The following is a 24,815-nucleotide window of genomic DNA, read 5'->3' as shown; positions in this document are numbered from 1 at the left end:
TCTCTACACCATGAAGCTCGTTTGTTCCATTTCATTACTCGTGATAATGAACCTTCACCACTTCATTACATCTCACACATAATGTTGGATGTTCTTTACTTTGCCCAACCTCTGGAGTCACTATCCAGCAGCGCTCGCACTTCTCGCCTTCTGCTACAGCAATAACAATCGCACCTTCCTTCCACTGATAAGCAACCTCTGGAACAGATGCGCCTGGTTGGTGGATCTGAATAGCGGATACGATAAACAATTGATCTAATTGTTCAAATTGGCTAATCAAATTGAACACCTGCTCGTTGGGATACAGATGTACCGCAGCGCTCAAAGAGTTACCGATCACTTTGTCTTTACGAGCCTCTTCCAGTGCTTTCAGTACTTCATCTCGAACACTAAGGAAATTATTCCACTTTGATTCCAATTCCTCGTCATACATATTCGCTTGCACTTCTGGCAATTCTGCTATCTGAACAGTACTTAGCTCAACCCCAGGGATGTATTTCCATACTTCGTCTGCTGTATGCGGCAAGATTGGTGAGATCAGCTTTGTAATCGCCATAAGGGCCTCGTACAATACGGTTTGCGATGCTTTGCGCGCTGCATCATTCGGAGCGCCAGCATACAGACGATCTTTGATGACATCCAAATAAAAGGAACTCATCTCTACCGCGCAGAAATGATGAATCGTTTGGTATACGACATGAAATTCATAGCTTTCATATGATTTCACGACTTTCTCAACCATCCGGTTCAGACGAATCCATGCGTAACGATCAAGCTCTGACAAGCTTTCAACAGCAACTCGATCTGTCTCTGGATTGAAATGACTAAGATTCCCAAGTAAAAAACGCAAGGTATTGCGGATTTTCCGGTATACTTCTGTCGTTTGATTCAAAATATTGTCCGAAATCCGATGGTCGGATTGATAGTCAACAGATGAAACCCATAGCCGAAGAATATCCGCTCCTAATTTACCCGCTACTTGTGTAGGATCAATCGTATTCCCGATCGACTTGGACATTTTCCTTCCTTCTCCATCCAAGGTAAAACCATGGCTTAAAATACCTTTGTATGGAGACTGTTCTCGGACAGCAACCCCAGTAATTAAAGAAGAATTAAACCAGCCTCGGTATTGATCCGAGCCTTCCAAATAAAGATCCGCCGGCCATTGAAGCTCGGGACGAGCTTCAAGAACAGCCATATGGCTTGAACCAGAGTCGAACCATACGTCCATAATATCTGTTTCTTTGCGGAATTCTCCGTGACCACACTTTGAGCATACCGTTCCATGCGGAAGCAATTCTTTCTCATCTTTGATAAACCAAGCGTTCGAACCTTCTTTGGCAAATCGTTCGGCCACATGCTCAATGGTATGCTCGTTGACCAATGGCTCATTGCAGCTGCGACAATAGAAGATTGGAATGGGAACTCCCCATGCTCGCTGCCTTGAAATACACCAATCACCACGCTCCGCAATCATGTTATGCAGCCGAATTTCGCCCCATGGCGGCGTCCAGTTTACCTTCTTGATTTCGTCCAACATTTCCGCTCTGAATTTATCAATAGACGCAAACCACTGCTCCGTAGCACGATAAATAACTGGCTTCTTCGTACGCCAATCGTGCGCGTACTGATGTTGAATTTCACCTACCCTAAGCAGTAAACCCGATTCCTGGAGCTTCTCAATAACAAGCTTACCGCCTTTTTCATAAAACATGCCTTCAAATCCAGGCGCTTCAGCTGTAAAATGCCCCTGATCATCTACCGGGCAAAGTACACCGATGTTATAGCGCTGTCCAATCGTAAAGTCATCTTCCCCATGCCCAGGAGCCGTGTGAACGCATCCTGTACCAGCCTCCAGGGTTACGTGCTCACCAACCATGACAAGTGATTCCCGGTCATACAAAGGATGCTGACACGTTACGAACTCCAGCTCGCTGCCTTTAACCGTTGATAGCACTTCATAATCCGTCCAGCCAATCTCCCTAACTGCTGTTTCCACTAAGCCTTGTGCCAGCACATACTTCTTGTCTAAAACTTGTACAACTGCGTAATCAAACTCAGGATGTAAAGAAATACCTAAGTTCGCTGGAAGCGTCCAAGGCGTTGTCGTCCAGATCACAATCGCTGCATCCTGTGGCAGCTTGCCTTTGCCATCTTTAATAGGAAAAGCCACGTAGATCGATGACGAAGTTTTCTCTTTGTACTCAATTTCGGCTTCTGCGAGTGCGCTTTCTGAAGAAGGAGACCAGTATACAGGCTTCAAGCCTTTATAAATGTATCCTTTTTGCACCATTTTCCCAAAAACACGAATTTGATGAGCTTCATATTCAGGTTGCAGCGTAATATAAGGATTCTTCCAGTCGCCACGAATACCTAGACGCTTGAATTGGACCTTCTGCTTTTCCACCGATTGCAAGGCGTACTCTTTGCAATATTCACGGAATTCAGGAACTGTCATTTTCTTCCGGTCCACTTTACCGCTATTTGTAATGACTTGTTCAATTGGAAGACCGTGCGTATCCCATCCAGGCACATATGGCGCATCGAAGCCTTGGAGTGTTTTAAACCGTACGATAATATCCTTTAACACCTTATTTAGTGCATGCCCGATATGAATATCGCCATTGGCGTAAGGAGGGCCATCGTGCAAAATGAACTTCGTACGCCCTTTGCGACTCTCCTGCACTTTGGCATAGATGTCTTCATGATCCCATTGTTCTTGGACTTTTGGTTCCGCCTGAGGCAAATTCCCCCTCATTGGAAACTCAGTTTGCAATAAATTCAATGTTTTACCATAATCCATATTCAACCACTCCATTCTTACCCTTCAACTATAACGTATTAAAAAACAAAAAAAGCTCTCATCCCCAAAAGGGACGAGAAGCTTGATCTCGCGGTACCACCCTCGTTATAAAGCCTACAGAATTTGCACGAACATGTGCCTTACTTCAGCTTTATCACTCGATCATGGATAACGGCATGACCCGATTCTCTCTACTTTATTCAAGAGACGCTCCTGGGGGATATTCGGCACGTTGCAATGATTAGGCTCACACCAAAACCCTAATTCGCTGACACTACAGTTACGCCCTACTTGTTCCAGTCATCGCTTTGCTGCAATGCATTTAACAGGAGTATAACGAATTCACTAGGCGTAGTCAATATAACAACGCCCGCGGAAGCCTCGTCCTTCCTAATCTTGACTATCCATCTGCATACTTTGCCAGCCCTCTGTATTCAATAACTCAAGCTGAGCTTCTAGCAACGTCCGGAATCGTGTTCGGTATATGGACGCCTGCTTCTTCAATTCCTCGATCTCAAGAGCAACTTTACGAGATCGCGCTAACGACTCATTAATGATTCGATCCGCGTTCTTCTCCGCCTCTTTCAGAATCAGTTGCGCTTCCTTCTTGGCATTGTGTTTCACTTCGTCAGCCGCTTCTTGGGCAACGATGATCGTTTTACTCAATGAATCCTCGATATTGGTAAAGTGATCCAGCCGTTCTTTCAGCGTCACCGTTTGATTTTGCAAGTCTTTGTTCTCGCGAATCAACGCTTCGTAATCCTTAATGACTTGATCCAAAAATTCATTCACTTGATCCTCGTCATACCCGCGGAACGAGCGAGAAAATTCCTTGTTATGTATGTCAAGCGGTGTTAATGGCATTGGTGCCCCTCCTTAGAGTTTTGCTTTAGCAAAACTGTCTCCGTAACATTAGCTGCATTTCCCAGTGGAAAACGATGTTCGCTACATGTTCATTTCGACAGAAACCAATAAATTCCTGCATGATTCGTACGTTAAATCTATGTAATTATACATACTTTCCGATCTTCACGCGAATTCTTCCTTTTTTGGAGATACCCTCGACTTCAAGTACCTTGAAGCGTCCAAATCCCTGTAACGAAACCATATCGCCTGCCTTCAAAGGCTTACTGGGATCTTCCTCCTGCTTCCAATTCACTCGACATTTTCCAGCTTGAATAGGAATAAGGATCTTCGCTCTGCTTAATCGATAAACATCGCTTACGATACCATCTAGACGCATAGATGCTACAGACAAGCCAAGCTCGTCTAGCTGAACTTGAGCTAGCTCAAGCTTATCAAGCGGGAGCAGTTCTGTTTGAACATGCACCCTGTGCACCTGTGATAAGTTTGCGTGCAAATAACTAGCGGCATCTTCGGTAACAAGGAAATGACAGCCACCCTCTATAACATGAATATCGCCAACCTTGTCTCGCTTCATGCCGAGTCCAAGAATGGCGCCCATGTAATCTCCATGTTCTAATGTTAGAAATTTACCGTCGCCCGATGAGACTGACAATACGGAAATACCCATGTCCTCGTCGTCTAAAGAACGATAATCGGGTGCGATTATCGCCCTCTTGCGTTCAGCAGCCGGATAACCACCTTCAAAGCGACAATGAACATCCGGATGACGGTTAACCAAAGTCGTTAAAATAAAAGCTTGCCTAGGATCAAGAAAATCTGTTAGCTTCAGCGTATGCTGCATAGCAGCTCGTTCTACCCATTCCCAAGCTTTATCAACAAAGTGGTGTTCATCCGGATGAAAATGACCATATAGTTCTTTTGTCAACGCTAAAACACTCCAACAATGAAATCGAGCACAGCCACAATCCCCAATACAACAAAACGTAGTGCAATCAGGGCAACGATTGGCGAAAGATCAATAGGCCCAATACTCGGTATAATTTTGCGGAACGGACGTAGATAGGGTTCAACCAATTTTGCAAGCAAGCCCCCGATAAAGCTGTCTCGCGCATTAGGGAACCAGGATAAAACTAAATAACCGATAATCATGAAATAATAAATTTCCATCAAAATGCCAAGATAATAGTGAACGTAATTCACGTATGCATCCACCTCTATGTCAGGATATGCGTCTATTCCTCACCCATCATTTCAGAGATGTGACCATGAATATCAACCGAATCCGGTGTACACAAGAAGATATTCGGTCCTAGTTTGGAGATAGACCCATTTAAAGCATATACCGTTCCGCTTAAGAAATCCACTATACGGACGGCTTGATCCCCTCGTACTCTTTGCAGATTGACCACAACCGCTCTTCGGGAGCGAAGATGATCAGCAATATCCTGCGTCTCTTCGTAAGTACGGGGTTCACTCAACACAACGCGGGCATTTTTCTGAGAATGAATGCTGACCACATTAGCCTTATTTTTATTACGAGATTCGTAGGGATTGGTTTCAGGTTCTTCTGGTGTTTCTACAATCCGTTCCCGTTCTACAATCTCTTCCTCTTCCTGTAAACCAAGAAAATTCATAAACTTGTTCATGACTCCCACTGACATTACCTCCTTACCTGATCCTAAGTTCATTTATACACGCATTAGATTTCCTTACCCACTAATAGGGTTCCTAGACGTACCCATGTTGCGCCTTCTTCGATAGCTATTTCAAAATCCCCCGACATCCCCATCGAAAGTTCGGTAATCGGGTATGGAAATACGTGCTGTTTATTCAGACTGTCGCGAAGCTCTCTCAGTCCACGAAAAACAGGTCTAGTCGCGTCAGCTTCCATTTCGTAGGGAGCCATAGTCATCAAACCAGCAATATGTATGTGCTTCATTCTACTCACTTCGTCTGCGAATTCAAAAAGGTGTTCCGGCGCCATGCCGTATTTGGATTCTTCACCCGATACATTGACTTGCAGGAAACACTGCACTTGAATACCCAACGCAGCTGCATGTTTGTCCAGTTCTTTGGCTAACGATAACCGATCCAAAGAGTGAATGTAGTCAAATTTGCCGATGACATCCTTCACCTTATTTGTCTGCAGATGCCCAATGAAGTGCCATGTGCCCCGTTCATGCAGCGCTTCCCATTTGGGCTTCACATCTTGCCAACGATTTTCGCCAATATGCTGCAGCCCTTCATCCAGCACATCTTTTGTTGTTTCCAACGAGACATATTTGGTAACTGCAATCATTTTAACTTCTTCCACGCTACGACCAACACGCTGACAAGCCGCTGCAATTCGTGTCTGAACATCTTGTATGCGTTCATGTAAATTCACTTGATAAGCCCACCTCTATTCAACACACCGCTGTCATCTGTACTTCGTTACGTCAGTCCAATCCATGCAATCATTCTACCTGTAACGCCGCCTTCTTTTCGATGTGAAAAGAACTCGTCAGTTCTACAACTTGTACATAACTGAGTTACTTCGATATGGGACGACAAAATTCCTGCTTGCTCAATCAAAATTCGGTTTAATTCCTGTAAATTCAGCATGAACTTTCCGCTCTTAAGTCCTCTAAGTATTTGTTTGTTACTGAGGGTTGAAGCTTTAACATCTGAAAGCACTTCTCGAACGCGTCCTGCAACCGTTTCATCCACCTCATAGCAGCAAGCACCAATGGATGGTCCAATCACAGCGTGAATATGTTCAGGCAAGCTACCAAAAGTATGTGTCATTGCGGATATAGTAGCCATGGAAATGTTTAGTACTGTCCCCTTCCACCCCGCATGTGCCAAACCGACCGCCCGATTAACCGGATCATAGAAAAATAGCGGCACACAATCCGCAAACTGAGCGCAAAGCACAGTGCCTTGCTCATTCGTAATGAAAGCATCTTTCGCCTGAATCGCTTCTTCTCTAGAGTTCCTCCCCAAACCTTTCTCTTGCTTTCCTATAACAATCACTTCATTGCTGTGTACTTGTTCTGCATAGGTGAAAGCTTCGAAAGGCTGACCGAGAGCCTGAGCTAACAACTGTCTATTTCTGATCACATGGTTATCTCTGTCCTTCACATGCAAGCCTCCATTTAAAGAAGCATAAGGGCTTTCACTGACACCACCATGACGGGAGGTAAAGCCTGCTGTGAGATCTGAAAATTGACGCATCCAACTTGCTATCATAAATAGGACGGGTTGTCCTTCTTGCATTTGTTTCACAAATGGTTCCACGTCTGTCTCTCCCTTAACTAACATTGTATATTCTTACTTTAGCACAAAACAAAAAGACACACGATATCAGCGAGGCTCGCCCTCTAGACAGCTGCTCTTGCACGCGTGCCTTCCCTCAATTTCGAAATTGCCTGTTAACCTCGTACACTTGCTCATTCTCTTCATTTTGCCGATAAGGACGCGCATCATCTAATTTAACGAGGACGACATCCGCACCTATTTTCACAATGTGCTTCCAAGGAATAATAACGTCTGTACCTGTGCCAAACAGCCCAAAGAAGCGACTGTGATTAGGAACAACGATTGATTCAATACGCCCTTGACGCAAATCAAGCTCTAAATCACTGATCTGTCCAAGCTTTTTGCCATCCACAATATTAATGACATCCTTCGTCTGGAAATCGGATATTTTCATCAGGTCTATTCACCACGAATCTTATCAAGTTTTTTGCTTGCTTTGTACTAGTATATGTGAGACATAAGCAAAATGTCCTGTAAAAGCAAAAAAAGACCTTCACGGCTCATCTAACTGCCGATCTGGTCTTCTATGTACATCTTTTACGATTTAACGTACTTTTGCATTTGACAAATAGCCGATTTTTCAAGCCTTGACACTTGTGCTTGTGAAATGCCGATTTCATCGGCAACTTCCATTTGTGTTTTACCTTCAAAGAACCTCATAGACAGAATCATCTTCTCTCTAGCGTTCAGTTTCCGCATCGCCTCTCTAAGCGCAATACCTTCAATCCAAGACATGTCTTTATTACGTTCATCACTGATTTGATCCATGACATAGATCGGATCACCGCCATCATGATAGATCGGCTCAAATAGCGAAACGGGGTCTTGAATGGCATCAAGCGCAAAAACCACATCTTCTTTAGGTACATTCAACGCCTCTGATATTTCATAAATAGTGGGTTCGCGAGAGTTCTGATTTGTCAAACTATCCCTAACCTGTAGCGCCTTATAAGCAATATCCCTTAAGGAGCGAGAAACCCGGATCGGGTTATTGTCGCGCAAGTAGCGACGGATTTCACCGATAATCATCGGCACTGCATACGTGGAAAACTTGACATTTTGACCCAAATCAAAGTTATCAATGGCTTTCATTAAACCAATGCAGCCAACCTGGAAGAGATCATCCACATATTCTCCCCGGTTATTAAACCGTTGAATCACACTGAGAACCAACCTGAGATTCCCATTCACCAATTTCTCTCTTGCAGCTCGCTCCTGTTTGGTTTGCAGCGCAGCGAATAACTCACGCATTTCTGCATTCGTCAGAACAGGCAGTTTGGCGGTATCAACACCACATATCTCGACTTTATTTCGGGTCACCGTGATTACCTCCCAAGGAGAAACATTACTGTTAATTATCCCCGTGAAAGATCGATTTATTCGTGTTGATGAAGCCTCAGGACCACTTGACAAAAGGGTTTCCACTTGCTCCCTCCCGAGACTACTGGACAATTCGAGCATTGATCTCCGAAAAAAAATTTCAAATAAAAAAGAGAGGAACATCCTCTCTTTTTCAAACCATTTTATTAAATTCCTTACGAAGCCTTTTAATGATACGCTTTTCCAGTCTGGAGATGTATGATTGTGAGATACCGAGCAGATCAGCTACATCCTTTTGCGTTTTTTCCTCACCATCTTGTAAGCCGAAGCGAAGCTCCATGATGATTCGTTCACGTTCCGTCAGCTTATCAAGCGCTTTATGTAACAATTTACGGTCTACTTGCTCCTCGATATTACGATATATCGTATCATTCTCTGTGCCTAGAACATCGGACAAAAGAAGCTCGTTACCATCCCAATCTATGTTCAGCGGTTCATCAAAAGAGACCTCCGTACGGATCTTGCTATTTCGACGAAGATACATAAGAATTTCGTTCTCAATACAACGTGATGCGTATGTGGCCAGCTTGATCTTTTTTTCTGGATCAAAGGTGTTCACAGCCTTAATCAATCCAATAGCACCAATTGAAACCAAATCCTCAATATTGATGCCTGTGTTTTCAAATTTTCTAGCTATATAGACAACCAATCTCAGATTGCGTTCGATCAGCATTGCGCGAATCGCCGCATCACCAGACGGTAACTTTTCCAATAAGTATTCTTCTTCTTCTCTCGTGAGTGGCGGTGGCAGCGCTTCACTACCACCTATGTAATAGATTTCCTCGCCCTTAAGACCTAAGAACATTAAAATGCGATAATACGCCAGCTGGAATAGCAGTTTCCACTTCAAGAACATAGTAACTTCCTCCTAAACGTTTTCCGTAGGAAAACTATCTTCGTAAGCATAGGCTGAGTTTTCCATAGGAAAACTTGCAACGTAAGCATTTTCACTCTCCATTAGAAGAGCTTAAATATGAACTAAATCGAGCTGCAACTGAACATTCAAGAAAAAATTCTAGTAAAATGATCATGCTAGGAACTCATGATCAAATAGACATTAATGTCGGATGGATAATCGCTTGATACGAACCGTCGCTACAAAGCTTGCCTCCATCCAGACCGATAAGCACTTTCGAAGCCTCAATTTGCTTATTATTATATACAATCACCACCTTATCGGGCTTAATCGCCAACATGAACTGTGTATTACGATTAACCCCCCGATACGGGACAAGACGCAAACGATCTTGCCAAATAAATTCCTCTGTACCCAAACCGCTAATAATTTGGTCAACATCGGCCGAACGAATGCGCTGCAGCCATTCACCAGGCAGTACATCACCCCATTCCGACACTTCCATAATCATCACAGGGGTTCTCGTCAACGGGTCATATAGATGGTTTCCTGTATCAATGAGTCCTTTGCATGAAGCTGTGAAATCTTCCACATAAATGGTGACCTCCGCCAAAAAACTAGTAAGGTCCTCTCGCTGCTTGACACTTGAAAACACGGTTCGGAACCACCAAATTAATGGTAAAATTAACACAGCGATAAACATAATACCAACTTGCACTTGGAACATTGGCGCTCCTGATTGCGTGAAAACAATACCTTTCATCACCTCAGAGGAGGAAGCAAGTACATAATGAATGCCAAACATACCTCCAGCCACCGCGAAATTTACCAAAAGAAAGGCGCCCAAGTTTCGCAAAAAATTTTGTAAGCTGCCGAAGCCGAAAGCTGTCATAATCATCCCCATGCAAAACATACATTTCACAGAAAAAGTAAATAGAAAGGTGGGAACAGGCAAGAACATCATGACCACATACATTGCACCTAGAAAAGCCGAACCTACTAATCTCCACCACTTGAACGATATTTTCCGCGTTTTGGCCGTAACCATGAGCATGGCTGCATCCATCAGAAAGTTCAATAGGAAAATGAGATCCGCATAGACGACCACAATTTCCTCACCTCCCGAGACAAATGCTAGGAACAAATCCCCAAGCGTAAAGAGATTTTCAGAGCCCTACACGGTCCGCATTGAACTTTCTCAATCGGTAACTAAACTCAATCAAAAGGGTTAAGCATTTCCACCCTGCGTTACCATTCCTTTTTGGAGTCCCGATACAGGCAACCCTTCTAGCGAAAACTTTAGGTTCTAGATCAGTATATAGGAAGCATATTTCAAAGTCTGTCTAAACTTGCTAGTTATTTTCAACTTTTTTTGTCAGTTGATGCAGCACTTTTGGAGGTGAAACCCTTTAAAATAGCAAAAGACCGAAGCTTCTACATAAAGTAGGGCTTCGGTCTCTTTACAGACAATGTGTATTTATTTGTCGGTATTCCGTCCACGGTTTCGTAAGAACGTTGGAATATCGAGTTGATCATTTGATGGCTGCGTACCAAAAGGTCGCAAATTGTTCAAACGATTATCAGAGGCTGGTTCTTGTGTGGTTACAGCAGGGCGCTTTACTTGTTGTTGTGATGGCACTTGTTTGTGTTCAAACCCTGTGGCAATCACTGTAACAAGAATCTCATCCTTCAGCTTATCATCGATAACCGCACCGAATATCATATTAACTTCAATATCGGATGCAGATGCGACAATATCAGCAGCTTCATTAACTTCATATAAGCTGAGATTCATACCACCTGTAATGTTCATCAAAACACCACGAGCACCTTCGATTGAAGTTTCTAGCAAAGGACTTGAGATTGCTTTTTTCGCTGCCTCTGCAGCACGATTCTCACCTGTAGCTACGCCGATTCCCATAAGGGCTGATCCACGTTCTGTCATGATCGTTTTCACATCTGCAAAATCCAAGTTAATTAAACCCGGTACCGCAATCAAATCGGAAATCCCTTGGACACCTTGACGTAGAACGTTATCCGCTTCACGGAACGCTTCTAGCATCGGCGTCTTTTTATCAACGATTTCAAGAAGGCGATCATTAGGAATAATGATCAAAGTATCTACTTTCTCCTTGAGTGCTGCAATTCCTTGTTCGGCTTGTAAAGAGCGCTTACGCCCTTCAAAAGTGAAGGGCCGTGTAACAACACCAACGGTTAATGCCCCTACTTCTTTAGCAATTTCAGCAATTACCGGTGCTGCGCCAGTACCTGTTCCTCCACCCATACCTGCTGTAACGAATACCATATCTGCGCCGCGAAGTGAGTTCAAAAGCTGCTCTCTGGACTCCTCAGCAGCTTTCTTTCCTACATCAGGGTTAGCCCCTGCGCCAAGACCGCGCGTCAACTTATCCCCGATTTGCAGCTTATGTACAGATTTCGATAAATGCAGAGCTTGGGCATCCGTGTTTACTGTAATAAACTCGACACCTTTCACACCATTTTCGATCATTCGGTTAACTGCGTTACTACCGCCGCCGCCAACACCAATGACTTTTATTTGCGCCAATTGATCCATATCAATATCAAATTCAAACATGCGAGTATATCCCCCTAACTTAACATTCACTTGCACTGGTTCCGCTTACTATCACATGAAACCGATTAAAGACTATCGACTTAAATAAACTCGCTAAAGAAGTTTTTCACCCGCTCCATGAAGCCAGGTTTACTGCTATCGGAGGATTTCTTGCTAGTAGACTTAACTATATTTTTCTTGGAAGCGCCTGAATTGCGTATTTTCATGTATTTGGATACAAACTGGATAATTCCGACTCCACTCGTGTAAGAAGGATCACGTACACCTATGAAATCCGGCACAGCGATACGAACAGAAGTTGCAAGCTCAGCTTGAGCTACTGCGAGCATACCTGGCATACATACGGTCCCCCCCGTAAGTACGTAACCACCGGTCAAATCTCCATATCCTAAGCGGTGCACTTCGGCACGAATTAAATGGAAAATTTCTTGTACACGAGGTTCGATAATATTCGCGAGGTCAACCTGCGAAAATTCTTTTTCCACGTTGCTTCCTATTCTGGTCACTTTAAACAAATGATCAGGTGCAGAATCATCAATGGATGCGCAGCCGTATTTCAGTTTAATCTTCTCGGCGATCTCAAGCTGTGTCCGAAGACCAATGGCGATATCATTGCTAATGTATTCCCCGCCAATCGGAATCGTCGTTGTAGCCATCAAATTTCCCTGCTCAAATACTGCAATCGTCGTAGCTCCAGCTCCTACATCTACCAGAACCGTCCCGATGGACTTCTCATCCTTCGACAAGGCGAGTTGTCCAGAAGCAAGCGACATTAAAATGAGACCTGCCACCTTGAGCTCGGATTTTTCTACAACACGAATTAAATTATGTATGCCTGTTTTCGCTCCGGTAATAATTGTTGCTTCCACTTCCAAACGGACGCCAATCATTCCACGCGGATCATTAATACCTTCTTGTCCATCTACTAAATATTGCTTGGGTACGACTCCAATGATTTCACGCTCGGGAGGTAGTGCAATGACTCTAGCTGCCTGTATAACCCGATCGATATCCTCTTCTCCGATTTCTCGATCCTCATTGGATACGGCAACAACACCGTGGCTCGATTGAAGAGCGATATGATTACCTGAAATACCAACATGAACCTCGGAAATTTGTACGCCAACCATGCGTTCAGCATGATCCACAGCACTGCGAATGGAGTGCACAGTCTGATCGATGTCGACAATGGCGCCTTTACGAATACCCTCTGACTCGGCAGATCCTACACCTATTATATTAATGGTTCCGTTAACGACTTCACCAATAATAGCACGAACCCTGGATGTACCGATGTCCAAACTAACAATGATGTCATTGTTGCTCAAGCCCCTGGCACCTCCTGTAACTTGGTAAAAAAGTGAGTTGATCACAGATTCTTCTGTACTTATTCAACACTACTACCATATTCCCTCTTTTTTCTACATTTTTTTTGACAAATTGGAAAATTAGTGATTCAGAAACTCTCAACCATCTAAAGCGATGGTCTAATGTGTAGCAATGACAATTAAATGAGCTTCTATTTTAATTTAAGCGTATTAAACCATAAAACTAATTTTAGCATTATTTCTAACGATTGAGTAGCCCATGCGCCTTTTTTTTGTCAAGAAGGACGCACAGTTTCCTTCGGCATTTCCTTTGGGGTCGGTTTTGGTGTTGGTTTGGGAGTTGACTTTCCACCCGACTTCCCAGTTTCCTTATTTGGATTCGGTGAAGGACTCGGACTCTTTAGTGCTTTCTGATTTGTTTGACTATTAGATTCGCTCTTTGGTTCAACATTCGGATCAAATGGAGCATGATTATCAACTTCAAGCATTTTAATAATGCCATCCGTGATGTGATCTTCTTGTAAGCTTGCTATATAGGCAGGCAAATTGTCAATTTTCTCAGCTAGATACGCTATTGTCGTATACACCTCGAATTGAGACCTCGTATAAAGCTTGATTTTGTCAGGATACGAGTCAGACGGATCCGGTTTTATTTCAGAAATATCCGAAAGGCTGCTAGCTGGAATCTCTCCCAATACCTTGCATAGAGCCGCTTTGTTCGGATCACCATCGGACCAGCCCGTGAGAATTGGCATATCCAACGGAATACTGCCTGTAGGAAACGCTATGACGGCACCATCGGCTAGAACAGCTTCTTTCTTTCCCTCTGCCCCTATCTGAATGGCAACCTTAGGATACTCGACCACAGCGATGTTGATGACCCCTGGGAAATGCTTCGTAACCTTCGCCATCTTAACAACGGGAAGCTTTGCTACACGCTGTTCAATCGTCGATGAGTTCACTGCGAAAAAACGTTCACCCACAGTAACTAGAGATGCTTGTCCTATCGCCTCCGAGGAAAGTAGTTCATTCCCTTCAATCTGTATCGTGCTAATCCGGCTAAGCGACGACTGAAAAAAGAGAATCACCAACACCGTAATGAAAAAAACAAACAAAAAGCCGAGTAGCTTCCGATTCGTACGCGCTCGTGGTTTAGGGCTTGGCAGGGCGGGTACTTTGCGGTCATCGGTCAAAATGGGCACCACCTAAGTGTTTGTGAGAATTCGTTAAGCATCACTGGCTTAACTTGAACAAACTTGCATCGTAAGACTTAGCTGAGTTTGTGAATACTAGCAAAGCAATAAGTGTTTTCCAAGCAAATTTGAATCGTAAGCACATATATGAAAATTCGTGCTTCGTACCCTATTCACCTGCATAAATAAATACTGCCAGTTATATTTTATTTTTTGGCCTTCTTATAAACAAAACAGAATCTCTTTCTGTGCATTCATTATACGTCTACTAAAAAAAGCAAAACCGTGCATCCCCTCCTGCCAGCAGGAAGGGATGCGCGGAGGACAATCGTACGTATTACTCACTTGGAACAGGCGCCTGGCGGTGTACGGAGGCACCCAGTCGAGATAACATATGTTCAATTCTATCATAACCTCTATCAATATGATGAATCTGTTCAACAATTGTAGTGCCATGTGCAGCTAAACCAGCTATAACTAGTGCTGCACCAGCTCGCAAGTCAGTTGCTTCAACAGTTGCTCCATACAGCCTAGGTACGCCTCTTATGAAGGCCGAACTTAGATCAACACGGATATCCGCACCCATACGGGACAATTCATCTACATGCTTGAATCTACCTTCAAATATCGTTTCTTTCATCACGCTTAGTCCATCTGCCATAGAAAGCAAAACCATAATCTGAGATTGAAGATCCGTCGGAAATGCCGGATGAGGCGAGGTAACGATACGTTCAACTGCCTTCGGACGTGCCAAACAGCTCACCTGTATTATATCACCGCTCGCTGAGATTTGAACACCTGCACGCTTTAAGACGTGGATAACCGAAGTAAGGTGTGCAGGGTTTACCTTTTCTAAAGTAACATTGCCTCTTGTTGCGGCGGCTGCCACTAGGAATGTACCCGCAACGATACGATCAGGAATAATGCGATACGTACTAGGCGACAGTGTTTTGACTCCACGAATCGTAATGGTATCTGTCCCTGCTCCGATAACATCGGCACCCATCGTATTCAAGAAATTTTGCAAATCCTGAATTTCAGGCTCACGGGCGGCATTGTAAATCGTGGTAATTCCTTCCGCTTTAACAGCAGCCATCATAATATTTTCTGTGGCTCCTACACTTGGAAAATCGAGAACAATCTCGCTCCCTTGCAAGGAATCGGCGGTGCAAACGATTTTGTTTGCAGTTTCCTCAATATGGGCTCCAAGCGCTTCCAGCCCTTTGAGGTGCAAGTCGATTTTACGTTCACCAATTGCACAACCACCCGGTTGATACACGGTAACACTGCCGAATCTGGCAAGTAGCGGACCCATTAAAAAGATGGAGGAACGCATCTGCCCCATCAATTCTTCTGGGATATGGGAGGAATGAGCTGTGGAAGTTGTGATAGATACGGTATCACCTTGCTGTTCTGCTTGACATCCTAGTGAACGGAGAATCCGCAGCATGGTATCGATATCGAGCAGACTTGGAACATTATGCAAAGTGTGTGTGCCGTTAGCCAGGATGCAGGCTGCTAAAATAGGTAATGCGGCGTTTTTCGCGCCGTGTATCTGGATGGCTCCCGAGAGAGGTCTTCCACCTTCGATAACGAGCTTCTCCAAAATTCCACCTCCGATTTACCTCTCACCCATGACCAAAACCTCAGGTACAAGCGAAATTCCGTACTGATCCTGTACGATTCGCTTAACCTCCTGGATAAGAGTGAGAACGTCCTCGGCTGTAGCATTCCCGGTATTAACAATGAAATTGGCGTGCAGAGGAGAGATTTCGGCTCCGCCGACACGTTTGCCTTTCAGACCAGCTTCTTCGATAAGCTTTGCCGCAAATTCCCCTACGGGGTTGCGAAATACACTACCTGCGCAAGCTAATTGAAGCGGTTGAGTGCGAAGACGTCGATCGCGATAAGCTGCCATGGCCCCAGCGATCTCCTTGCGTTCGCCAACCTGCAGATCAAAAACAGCTTCCGTTACGATTCCGGGCAACGTATGCAGGATTGAATGCCGATAAGCATATTGCAAGTCCTCCGTCTGCATAATAACCAATTCCCCTGTATCCAGGATGACTTCAGCCTGCTTGAGTATGCGTGACACATCGGACCCGTGAGCCCCTGCATTCATGTAGACGGCGCCCCCCACCGAACCAGGTATGCCAGAAGCAAACTCCAGTCCGGTCAATCCTTCTTTGGCTGCTAATACAGACAATTTAATGAACGAATAGGATCCTCCTGCGTACACAGTCGCACCATCAAAGCGAAGTGATTCTAATGCTGACCCAAGCTTGATGACAACGCCTCGTATTCCCTTATCGCTGACCAGTAAATTCGAGCCACGTCCAATAATTGTCCATGGAACGCCACGTTCATAAAGCATTCGAATGAGTGTGCTCAGCTGTTCTTTTTCATGGGAAATGACAAGGACATCAGCAGGACCACCGATTTTCCACGTCGTGTAAGGAGCAAGTCGTTCATGAATTCGAATGTCTCCAATATTGGCTGCCTGTAAGTCGGATATTAATTGCTGCATGGGAAAACCTCCTTCACAGAACTTCGGGCGGAATCGAGACGCTTAAAGCAAAGTCATTCGCTCTGTCCTTCCATCTATACGATACGAGCTGCGGTTGTCGGCGCTTTGCAACGTATAGAGCCTTAGGTGTCTGTCACGGTTATAGTGTAGTTTATGTAAAATCGGAAAGAGTGTGACAATCGCCTATACGCATTCATGAAATCAAGACGATAAGCTATAGGTTTCAATCAGTTTAATAATGGATGCCACGGCATCAGATTCGTTGCGAGAAGCCATTGCCCTCTTGAATGCCTCACGATTGGCATGAAGAGCTTCCACCTTATCTGCAAGCGTATCTGCGGTTAGATTTTCTTCGGGCAGTACATCAGCATAACCGGCTTTTTGAAACGATGTTGCATTCAAAATTTGGTCTCCTCTACTTGCTTGCAGAGATAATGGTATAAGGAGCATCGGTTTTTCCAAAACTAAAAACTCATAAATGGAAGTCGCGCCCGCCCGGGAAATAATTAGCTCTGACATCGCCAACACGTCGGGCAACTCATCATTTAAATATTCAAATTGTTTATATCCTCTTTTACCTGATAACGCGGGTAAGATGTTTCCTTTGCCACATAAATGGACAATCTGGAACTGCTCTAACAACCGCTCTAGGTTGCCTCTGACCGCCTGGTTAATCGCTTGAGAGCCCAAACTCCCTCCCATAATTAACACAACAGGTTTCTGTGTATGAAAATCGCAAAGTTGGTAGCCCTTAGTTGCCTTACCACTTTTAATTTGATCCCGAATCGGCAATCCAGTAAGCACAGCCTTTGGTTCTTGGACATGCTGCATCGACTCGGGGAACGTCACACAAACTTTGGTGGCAAAAGGAATGGATATTTTGTTGGCAAGCCCCGGGGTTATATCCGACTCATGAATGATAACCGGAATCCTATTCATCCGACTTCCTAAAACGACTGGGACAGAAACGAACCCGCCTTTCGAAAAGACGATGGCGGGCTTCAAGCGACGCAGCAATCTATAAGATTCATAAACGCCTTTGATAACTCTAAAAGGATCTTTGAAATTTTTGAGATCAAAATATCTTCGCAATTTCCCGGAAGAAATCGGATGAAATGAAACGCCTTCGCGCTCGATAATTTCTTTCTCAATTCCTGTGGCTGAGCCAATATAGCGAATCTCCCAGCCCATCTGCTGGAGCTTGTGCATCAACGCAATATTAGGCGTGACGTGTCCAGCGGAGCCTCCGCCAGTAAAAACGATTGTTTTCATTCCCTGTCACCTCGAATAGCGGGATATATTGAGCAGGATGCCGATCGATGACAGCATCAGCGTCAATGACGATCCTCCTGCACTTATAAGCGGTAAGGTAATACCAGTTACCGGAAACATCCCGATAACAACGCCGATATTAATGATGACCTGAACAGCGATCATACCAATAATACCAACAGCAATCAAACTAGCAAACGTATCTGGAGCTGTAATAGCCACTCGCATACCTCTCCAAACAAGAATCGTAAAGAGCAGGAGCACAAGTGTACCACCAATAAAACCAAGTTCTTCCGCGATAATTGAGAAAATAAAGTCAGTTTGCGGCTCTGGCAAGTAGCTGTACTTCTGACGACTCATGCCCAGTCCAAGTCCAACTAACCCTCCCGGTCCGATCGCATAAAGCGATTGTATCGACTGATAGCCAGCGCCAAGCGGATCCTGCCATGGATCCATAAAAGCAGTTATCCGCTGCAATCGATAAGGGGCCGCAATCACAAGCCCTACAAAACCCGCAACCCCTATCATACCTAGATAGGAGAGATGAAGCAATCTCGCCCCAGATGTATAAATAATAAGCAGCGAGGCTCCAACAAGCACTGCGCCCGTCCCAAGATCCGGCTGGAGCATAATGAGTCCAAAAGCCAATCCCATGATACCAAGTGGCGGCATAAGCCCCTTCACAAACAGCGTAATTTTCGCTTGCTGCTCGGACAACATTTTAGCTAAATAAAGAATCATACCTATCTTCATAAATTCAGATGGTTGAATACCAAAAGCGCCAAGCCCTAACCAACTGCGAGCGCCCCCCCGTACAACCCCAATACCTGGGATTAATACGATTACCAGCATGCCCAAGCAAATGAAAAGTGCGATGCGCGCGTATTTTTTCCATACTAAATAGTCTACATTCATCGTGAAAAACATGGCGATAACCCCGAGAACTGCAAATAAAAGCTGCCGTTTCAAATAATAGAGTGAATCGCCAAATTCATGAAAAGCAAGAACCGCACTTGCACTGTACACCATAATAACGCCGATAGTCAAAAGCAATAAAGTCGGAATGATCATCCAAATGTCCGGAGCGGAACGTGTTTTACCCATAACAAACACCTCTTTACGTGTTGTGGGCTCATCCGCAGAACATGGATAGGCCCTACTTAAAGGTTATGCACGGACTCCTTAAACATGCGTCCCCTCTCCTCATAGGAAGGAAACATATCCCAACTCGCACAAGCCGGAGAGAGGAGGATGATATCTCCAGCTTCACTCATTTGCCAGGCGAGCTTAACGGCTTGGGCAACCGCGTCCGCTGCGTCCTTAGCAGTATCGACGGTTTCCAGACGGCTAATCCCTGCCAGTCCAGCAATATGATTGATCTTCTCCTTCGTTTGACCTAAGGTAACAATTCCTTTAATGCGCTCTTGGAAAATCGGCATCAGTTCCGTATAATCGGATCCACGGTCCAATCCGCCGGCGATAAGTATAATACTTTGCTCGAAGGCTTCAATTGATTTAATGGAGGCTGCAGAATTCGTCGCTTTAGAGTTGTTATAGAACGTTACGCCCTCAAGCTCTCTAACGAACTCCAAACGGTGCTCTACGCCTTGAAAACTTTTAAGTACGCCAGCAATCACACTTAGCTTAACACCAGCTGTAATAGCCGCTGCTGCCGCTGCTAACGCATTCTCGATATTGAAGCTGCCCGGAATCCCCATTTCTTTGGCGGGTAGTATCGGATGGATATGACTTCGACCATCGGCATAAACCAACGCCTCTGTCGCTGCATCCAAATAAACGCCGTAAGGTAACGCCTCTCTCATAGAAAATGGCATCCGTTTAGCGCGTAGGGTAGGGATGATAGATTGACACACGGGATCATCCCAATTCACAATCGCGGTGTCGTCTTCCGTTTGATTCTCGAACAGCTTCACTTTAGATGCAATATAATCATCCATCGTTCCGTGGTAATCCAGATGGGTTTCATACAGATTTAATAAACAGCCTATACGAGGGCGGAAAGCAATCGTTCCTTTCAACTGAAAGCTGCTTAACTCAACGACCATCCAATTTTCTTTGGTTACTTCTGGAGCCGCTTCGGTTAAAGCACGCCCGATATTACCCGCAACAACAGGTAAAAGTCCCCCTGCTTCCAGCATAAGACCAATCAAAGTCGTGGTCGTGGTCTTACCATTCGAGCCCGTGATCCCAATAATCGGCGCTTCACAGAATTGATAGGCAACCTCTACCTCTGTTACGACCTCAATGCCAAGTTCAGCCGCTTTACGAAGTGGCTCCACCGAATAAGGAATCCCAGGATTTTTAACAACAAGGGCAACGCCTGTATGCACAAGGGAGTCTGGATGATAGCCACAAAGAACAGAAATACCCAGAGCCTCCAATTCGTCGGCTTCAGGGCATGCGCTCCGTTCTTTTTTATCATTGACCGTTACGATAGCCCCTTGCTGATGAAAAAGCTTAGCCGCAGCGACACCGCTCCGAGCCAAGCCCAAAATAATGACTTCAAGTCCACGATAATCCCGCGGATGTTTCATGCTCTACAACACCTCATTCAAATATAATCCAAGTACCGCAAGCGCGAGACCTACTGACCAGAACGTGATGACAACGCGCCACTCTGACCACCCCACCAATTCGAAATGGTGATGAATCGGACTCATTTTAAATACACGTTTACCTCTTGTCTTAAAAGAAACAACTTGAATCACAACAGAAATAATTTCGATTAGAAATACACCACCAACAATGGCTAGCAGCAGCTCAGCTTTGGTCAAAATAGCAACGGCTACAAGTCCTCCGCCAATGCCTAAGGACCCCGTGTCACCCATAAATACTTTGGCTGGATGTGCGTTAAACACCAGAAAACCCAGTACAGCTCCAACCATCGCAGCAGAAAATATGGCCGCTTCCGGCTGAGTATTGTTCATAGCGATAACCGTATATGCGCCAAAAGCAATAGCACTAGTTCCAGCTAGCAAACCGTCGAGTCCATCCGTAAAATTCACCGCATTCGATGCACCCAGCATGAGAATCGCCATGAGCGGAAAGTACAACCAACCTGGATTGAAATGAAAATCTACAAAAGGAATATATAAGTCCGTACTGTGCCCTTGCTGAATCAGCAAGTAGCATACAATAGCTGAAATCAATAGTTGACCAAACAGCTTTTGCTTGGCGGTAAGCCCTAACGAACGCTTAAAAATAATTTTGATGTAATCATCCAGAAAACCTACGAGCCCGTAGCCTAAGGAAGCTATTAACAAGATTAATAAATCTATATTTTTATCCGCAAAACGGAGCGTAGCTAGCGCCAAAGCGAGCAAAATGATGACGCCCCCCATTGTCGGCGTTCCTTGCTTCTTCAAGTGACCCTGCGGGCCGTCCGTACGTATTTGCTGGCCGAATTTCATTCTTCTTAAGATTGGAATGAAAAGCGGTCCCATGATGAGCGCCAATACGAAGGCAACGCCCATCGTCAATAAAATTGCGTTTTCCACTTTGGTTCCTCCTGCTCGTTATCCTATATAAGGATAACGATGATCTATTCACTATTGTCTTTTGAGCCTTTCTTTCTGGGAAAAGAGACTAGCAATTGCTATAAAACACCCTAAGCTATTCAACATGAAGCTGTACAGGACATTCGCGCAAAGAAATATTGGCCTCGTTACTCAAGCAACGCGTTCACTACCTGCTCTAGCCGCATGCCGCGAGAGCCCTTCACAAGCACGATATCATCCGCTTTTGTGAGAGCAGTGAGCTCTGCAATCAGCTGCTCCTTGTTGTCGAAAGCGCGCGCGTGTGACTGCGAGAACGTCTTCTCGGCTTCCTCCGCGATGAAGTAACCCAGACGACCGAACGTGAAGACATAGTCAACACGATCGGGGGTGAGCAGCGCGCCGATCTCGCGATGGAACTGCTCTTCGTGCTCGCCAAGCTCAAGCATATCTCCGAGCACAAGGAACTTCCGACCGAAACCGCTAAGCTGCTCAGTGAGCGCAATGGCGGCTCGCATTGAGGCAGGGCTCGCGTTGTACGCATCGTTCAGCACGGTCAGCCCCGAGGCTGCCGTCAACTTCTCAATGCGCATGCTCGTCATCTGCAGCGAGCGAAGTCCGGCTGCGATGGCCTGCGGCGTGACGCCAAAGGCTTCGCCGATGGCAATAGCTGCTAATGCATTAACGACATTATGCGTACCAAGCAAAGGAATATACAATTCCGGGTAACCCGGCGAATTTATTTGGAAGTAGGCTCCATCAGCATTCATTCGGATGCTCGTGGGGTATAGATCATTGCTTCCTGCGGCGCCACCAAATCGGATACGATGCAGGTCTGTTGGAACAGTCCGCTCCGCGAAAGCCTGCTCAATGAGCGGCTCGTCGCCATTATACACGAAAAGCCCGCCGTTAGGCATACCGCTTAAGATCTCAGCCTTCGCCCGAGCAATTTCATCGCGTGAACCCAATTGAAGCATGTGCGATTCGCCGATCATTGTAATAATAGCGGCCTCTGGCTCGGCTAGATCGGATAAGAGCTCAATCTCGCCTCTACCACTCATCCCCATTTCCAAGACAGCAAACTGCGTAGTCTCCTCCAGTTGAAGCAAGGTTAGCGGCAAACCAATATGATTATTGAAATTCCCCTTTGTTTTATGCACGTTAAATGCGCTTCCTAAAACAGCGGCTACCATATCCTTGGTTGTAGTCTTTCCATTGCTGCCAGTAATTCCGACAATGCGAACAGGCAGTTGTTTACGATAAGCCTTGGCTAACTGTTGCAAAGCAGTAAGTGTATCCGTCACCCGAATAATCGGCATCCCTTCAGGAGGATTTGGATGGTCATCCTGCCATAACACAGCTGCGGCTCCCTTGCTATATGCCTCATCTGCATAAGCATGCCCATCGTAATGATCACCGATTAGAGGTACGAACAAGCTTCCTTGCTGTATACTTCTCGTATCCGTTGATACACCTTGAATTGTAATCTCTTTATTAAGCTGTTTCGCTTCGCTGCCCAGCATGTCTGCAATTTGTTGCAACGTCCGGCTAATCATCGGCATCTTCCCCTTATCGCAGCCTTAGCCACCAAACGATCATCAAAATCATGTTTTGTTCCCATGACATCTTGATAGGTTTCGTGGCCTTTTCCCGCTATCAATATTACATCTTTGGGGCCTGCCCCATCAATAGCCTTTTGTATGGCCATCTTGCGATCCACGATCAGTTCGAACTTTTCGCTAGGAAAGCCAGCCTCTTCAATCCCAGGAACAATGTCATGCAAAATGTCAGTCGCATTCTCCGTACGTGGATTGTCTGAAGTGACATACAAGTAATCACTATATTTGGCTGTCACTTTTCCCATCAACGGACGCTTCGTCCGGTCGCGGTCGCCACCACAACCAAATACGGTGTAAATCTTACCCTCCGCAAACTCACGAATCGTGGATAAGGCGTTCTCCAACCCATCAGGTGTATGGGCATAATCAACTAGGACCAAGAAGTCTTGACCCTCGTTTACAACCTCCATACGCCCATCCACGACCGCTATACTCTCTAAGCTATTCCGAATCTGCTCGAGCGAAACACCTTCTGCTAAAGTTGAGGCAATTGCCCCTAGTGCATTGTAAACGTTAAATTTACCAACCAATTTCATGCGGAAGAGAGCCTCGCCTGCAAAAGAAACTAGACGAAACTCCGTACCTTGAGCAGTAATCCGAATATTCGTTGCTCTTACATCGCACTCATTATCAATTCCATACGTGATGACCTGTGCTGCACTCAGCTTGCTGAATGTCATCGACGATGGGTCATCTGCATTCAGAATGGCATATTGGCGTTCATGAGGATCTGCTGAGAATCCATTACCCAGTCTGGAGAAAAGAAGCCCCTTAGCCGCTTCGTAAGCCTCCATCGTTTTATGATAATCCAAATGATCCTGCGATAAATTCGTAAAAACACCCGACCGAAAGTGAATTCCTTTCACTCTGCCTAGCTCTAAAGCGTGACTGGAGACTTCCATAATGCAGTAATCTGTCTGATGTTCACGCATTTGGCGAAAACTACGCTGTAGGTCCACCGATTCCTGTGTTGTTCGCTCCATGTGTGTGTACGTGTCACCGATTTTCATTTCAATCGTACCCATTAAGCCTGTTCTAAAACCTTGATCGCGCAATATTTTCTCTATTAAATAACTTGAAGTCGTTTTTCCATTCGTACCCGTAATACCAATCAACTTCATTTCGTTACTTGGATAACCATAGAAATGTGCAGCTAATACAGCCATTGCATATCTCGCATCTTTCACAACCAACTGCGGTACCGACAGCTCAAGCACTCGTTCTGTTACAAGCGCCGAAGCCCCCATATCCAAGGCTTTAGCGGCAAAATCATGACCATCCACTACTAAACCAGGGATGCATAAAAACAAATCGCCTGGTTTCACTTTGCGCGAATCCGCTTCAATTCCTGTAATTTCTGTTTCTGCCTCACCATGTATATGCGTAAGGAGCAGCGCAGAAGCAAGCTCTTTCAGTTTCATGGGCAACCCTCTCCTTAACGGTTTTCGAAAAATAGCTGACTTCGTCAGCGTTGTCTGCTTGGACAAAAAATCATAATCGTATCTATTATGGACAATTTTATGCTTATGGAAAAGCAAAACATGTCTTATTTCCAAATC

The 24,815-nt window shown here is 45.0% G+C and carries 22 protein-coding genes and 1 other annotated feature; all 22 genes read right to left on the bottom strand.

From position 1 onward, the window contains the following. Window positions 1-34: 34 nt before the first annotated feature. The gene (ileS, locus tag GK047_RS04545) at window positions 35-2,803 is read right to left on the bottom strand and encodes an isoleucine--tRNA ligase (protein WP_163941780.1); all 2,769 of its coding nucleotides are present in this window, start codon (window positions 2,801-2,803) and stop codon (window positions 35-37) included. 66 nt (window positions 2,804-2,869) lie between these two features. Continuing rightward, window positions 2,870-3,116 (bottom strand) — a binding site (T-box leader). 77 nt (window positions 3,117-3,193) lie between these two features. Next, window positions 3,194-3,667, bottom strand: coding sequence for a DivIVA domain-containing protein (locus tag GK047_RS04540; protein WP_163941777.1), 474 nt, complete (start codon window positions 3,665-3,667; stop codon window positions 3,194-3,196). A 145-nt stretch (window positions 3,668-3,812) separates the two neighbouring features. Beyond that, the gene (locus GK047_RS04535; protein ID WP_163941775.1) at window positions 3,813-4,595 is read right to left on the bottom strand and encodes a YlmH family RNA-binding protein; all 783 of its coding nucleotides are present in this window, start codon (window positions 4,593-4,595) and stop codon (window positions 3,813-3,815) included. A gap of 2 nt (window positions 4,596-4,597) precedes the next feature. Then, window positions 4,598-4,837, bottom strand: a complete 240-nt coding sequence (locus GK047_RS04530; protein ID WP_163943647.1) for a YggT family protein — start codon at window positions 4,835-4,837, stop codon at window positions 4,598-4,600. Window positions 4,838-4,902: 65 nt separating this feature from the next. Continuing rightward, a complete protein-coding gene (locus GK047_RS04525) occupies window positions 4,903-5,325 on the bottom strand; it encodes a cell division protein SepF (protein WP_163941772.1) in 423 nt (140 codons plus the stop codon). Between the two features lie 44 nt (window positions 5,326-5,369). Next, window positions 5,370-6,056: a YggS family pyridoxal phosphate-dependent enzyme gene (locus GK047_RS04520; RefSeq protein ID WP_163941769.1), complete on the bottom strand. Its 687-nt coding sequence runs from the start codon at window positions 6,054-6,056 to the stop codon at window positions 5,370-5,372. Window positions 6,057-6,103: 47 nt separating this feature from the next. Then, on the bottom strand, window positions 6,104-6,949 hold the full coding sequence (gene pgeF / locus GK047_RS04515) for a peptidoglycan editing factor PgeF (protein WP_163941766.1): 846 nt from the start codon (window positions 6,947-6,949) through the stop codon (window positions 6,104-6,106). Between the two features lie 115 nt (window positions 6,950-7,064). Then, entirely contained in the window at window positions 7,065-7,364 is a 300-nt protein-coding gene (locus tag GK047_RS04510; RefSeq protein ID WP_163941762.1) for a YlmC/YmxH family sporulation protein, read from the bottom strand. A 143-nt stretch (window positions 7,365-7,507) separates the two neighbouring features. Further along, window positions 7,508-8,290 carry an RNA polymerase sporulation sigma factor SigG gene (gene sigG / locus GK047_RS04505; RefSeq protein WP_163941759.1) on the bottom strand — a complete coding sequence of 261 codons (783 nt, stop codon included), beginning with the start codon at window positions 8,288-8,290 and terminating at the stop codon, window positions 7,508-7,510. A 193-nt stretch (window positions 8,291-8,483) separates the two neighbouring features. Continuing rightward, the gene (gene sigE, locus GK047_RS04500) at window positions 8,484-9,206 is read right to left on the bottom strand and encodes an RNA polymerase sporulation sigma factor SigE (RefSeq protein WP_163941755.1); all 723 of its coding nucleotides are present in this window, start codon (window positions 9,204-9,206) and stop codon (window positions 8,484-8,486) included. A 190-nt stretch (window positions 9,207-9,396) separates the two neighbouring features. Beyond that, window positions 9,397-10,314: a sigma-E processing peptidase SpoIIGA gene (gene spoIIGA / locus GK047_RS04495; protein WP_163941752.1), complete on the bottom strand. Its 918-nt coding sequence runs from the start codon at window positions 10,312-10,314 to the stop codon at window positions 9,397-9,399. Between the two features lie 369 nt (window positions 10,315-10,683). Then, window positions 10,684-11,802 carry a cell division protein FtsZ gene (ftsZ, locus tag GK047_RS04490; RefSeq protein WP_163941749.1) on the bottom strand — a complete coding sequence of 373 codons (1,119 nt, stop codon included), beginning with the start codon at window positions 11,800-11,802 and terminating at the stop codon, window positions 10,684-10,686. Between the two features lie 80 nt (window positions 11,803-11,882). Beyond that, entirely contained in the window at window positions 11,883-13,130 is a 1,248-nt protein-coding gene (gene ftsA / locus GK047_RS04485) for a cell division protein FtsA (protein ID WP_163941746.1), read from the bottom strand. Between the two features lie 275 nt (window positions 13,131-13,405). Further along, a complete protein-coding gene (locus tag GK047_RS04480) occupies window positions 13,406-14,323 on the bottom strand; it encodes a cell division protein FtsQ/DivIB (protein ID WP_163941743.1) in 918 nt (305 codons plus the stop codon). A 337-nt stretch (window positions 14,324-14,660) separates the two neighbouring features. After that, on the bottom strand, window positions 14,661-15,929 hold the full coding sequence (murA, locus tag GK047_RS04475) for a UDP-N-acetylglucosamine 1-carboxyvinyltransferase (protein WP_163941740.1): 1,269 nt from the start codon (window positions 15,927-15,929) through the stop codon (window positions 14,661-14,663). 15 nt (window positions 15,930-15,944) lie between these two features. After that, a complete protein-coding gene (gene murB / locus GK047_RS04470; protein WP_163941737.1) occupies window positions 15,945-16,850 on the bottom strand; it encodes a UDP-N-acetylmuramate dehydrogenase in 906 nt (301 codons plus the stop codon). Window positions 16,851-17,051: 201 nt separating this feature from the next. Continuing rightward, window positions 17,052-18,122, bottom strand: coding sequence for an undecaprenyldiphospho-muramoylpentapeptide beta-N-acetylglucosaminyltransferase (locus GK047_RS04465; protein ID WP_163941734.1), 1,071 nt, complete (start codon window positions 18,120-18,122; stop codon window positions 17,052-17,054). Window positions 18,123-18,128: 6 nt separating this feature from the next. Continuing rightward, window positions 18,129-19,226 (bottom strand): stage V sporulation protein E, encoded by a 1,098-nt coding sequence (spoVE, locus tag GK047_RS04460; protein ID WP_163941731.1) that lies wholly within the window; start codon window positions 19,224-19,226, stop codon window positions 18,129-18,131. 56 nt (window positions 19,227-19,282) lie between these two features. Beyond that, window positions 19,283-20,677 carry a UDP-N-acetylmuramoyl-L-alanine--D-glutamate ligase gene (murD, locus tag GK047_RS04455; protein WP_163941729.1) on the bottom strand — a complete coding sequence of 465 codons (1,395 nt, stop codon included), beginning with the start codon at window positions 20,675-20,677 and terminating at the stop codon, window positions 19,283-19,285. Window positions 20,678-20,680: 3 nt separating this feature from the next. Beyond that, window positions 20,681-21,616, bottom strand: coding sequence for a phospho-N-acetylmuramoyl-pentapeptide-transferase (mraY, locus tag GK047_RS04450; RefSeq protein ID WP_163943644.1), 936 nt, complete (start codon window positions 21,614-21,616; stop codon window positions 20,681-20,683). Window positions 21,617-21,807: 191 nt separating this feature from the next. Further along, complete coding sequence (locus tag GK047_RS04445; RefSeq protein WP_163941726.1) at window positions 21,808-23,193, bottom strand: UDP-N-acetylmuramoyl-tripeptide--D-alanyl-D-alanine ligase; 1,386 nt, start codon at window positions 23,191-23,193, stop codon at window positions 21,808-21,810. After that, entirely contained in the window at window positions 23,190-24,677 is a 1,488-nt protein-coding gene (locus GK047_RS04440; protein ID WP_163941723.1) for a UDP-N-acetylmuramoyl-L-alanyl-D-glutamate--2,6-diaminopimelate ligase, read from the bottom strand. The genes GK047_RS04445 and GK047_RS04440 overlap by 4 nt, the downstream gene beginning before the upstream one ends. Window positions 24,678-24,815 lie beyond the last annotated feature (138 nt).

Source organism: Paenibacillus sp. SYP-B3998 (assembly GCF_010820665.1).
Classification (GTDB): Bacteria; Bacillota; Bacilli; order Paenibacillales; family NBRC-103111; genus Paenibacillus_E.
This window is presented reverse-complemented; position numbering and strand designations above follow the sequence as displayed.

Excerpts from the sequence above, each read along its gene's own strand:
- ileS (WP_163941780.1), bottom strand. The coding sequence starts at position 2,803 with ATGGATTATGGTAAAACATTGAATTTATTGCAAACTGAGTTTCCAATG.
- GK047_RS04540 (WP_163941777.1), bottom strand. The coding sequence starts at position 3,667 with ATGCCATTAACACCGCTTGACATACATAACAAGGAATTTTCTCGCTCG.
- GK047_RS04530 (WP_163943647.1), bottom strand. The coding sequence starts at position 4,837 with ATGGAAATTTATTATTTCATGATTATCGGTTATTTAGTTTTATCCTGG.
- GK047_RS04510 (WP_163941762.1), bottom strand. The coding sequence starts at position 7,364 with ATGAAAATATCCGATTTCCAGACGAAGGATGTCATTAATATTGTGGAT.
- sigE (WP_163941755.1), bottom strand. The coding sequence starts at position 9,206 with ATGTTCTTGAAGTGGAAACTGCTATTCCAGCTGGCGTATTATCGCATT.
- ftsZ (WP_163941749.1), bottom strand. The coding sequence starts at position 11,802 with ATGTTTGAATTTGATATTGATATGGATCAATTGGCGCAAATAAAAGTC.
- murB (WP_163941737.1), bottom strand. The coding sequence starts at position 16,850 with ATGCAGCAATTAATATCCGACTTACAGGCAGCCAATATTGGAGACATT.
- GK047_RS04465 (WP_163941734.1), bottom strand. The coding sequence starts at position 18,122 with ATGAAAACAATCGTTTTTACTGGCGGAGGCTCCGCTGGACACGTCACG.
- spoVE (WP_163941731.1), bottom strand. The coding sequence starts at position 19,226 with ATGGGTAAAACACGTTCCGCTCCGGACATTTGGATGATCATTCCGACT.
- murD (WP_163941729.1), bottom strand. The coding sequence starts at position 20,677 with ATGAAACATCCGCGGGATTATCGTGGACTTGAAGTCATTATTTTGGGC.
- mraY (WP_163943644.1), bottom strand. The coding sequence starts at position 21,616 with ATGGGCGTTGCCTTCGTATTGGCGCTCATCATGGGACCGCTTTTCATT.
- GK047_RS04445 (WP_163941726.1), bottom strand. The coding sequence starts at position 23,193 with ATGATTAGCCGGACGTTGCAACAAATTGCAGACATGCTGGGCAGCGAA.
- GK047_RS04440 (WP_163941723.1), bottom strand. The coding sequence starts at position 24,677 with ATGAAACTGAAAGAGCTTGCTTCTGCGCTGCTCCTTACGCATATACAT.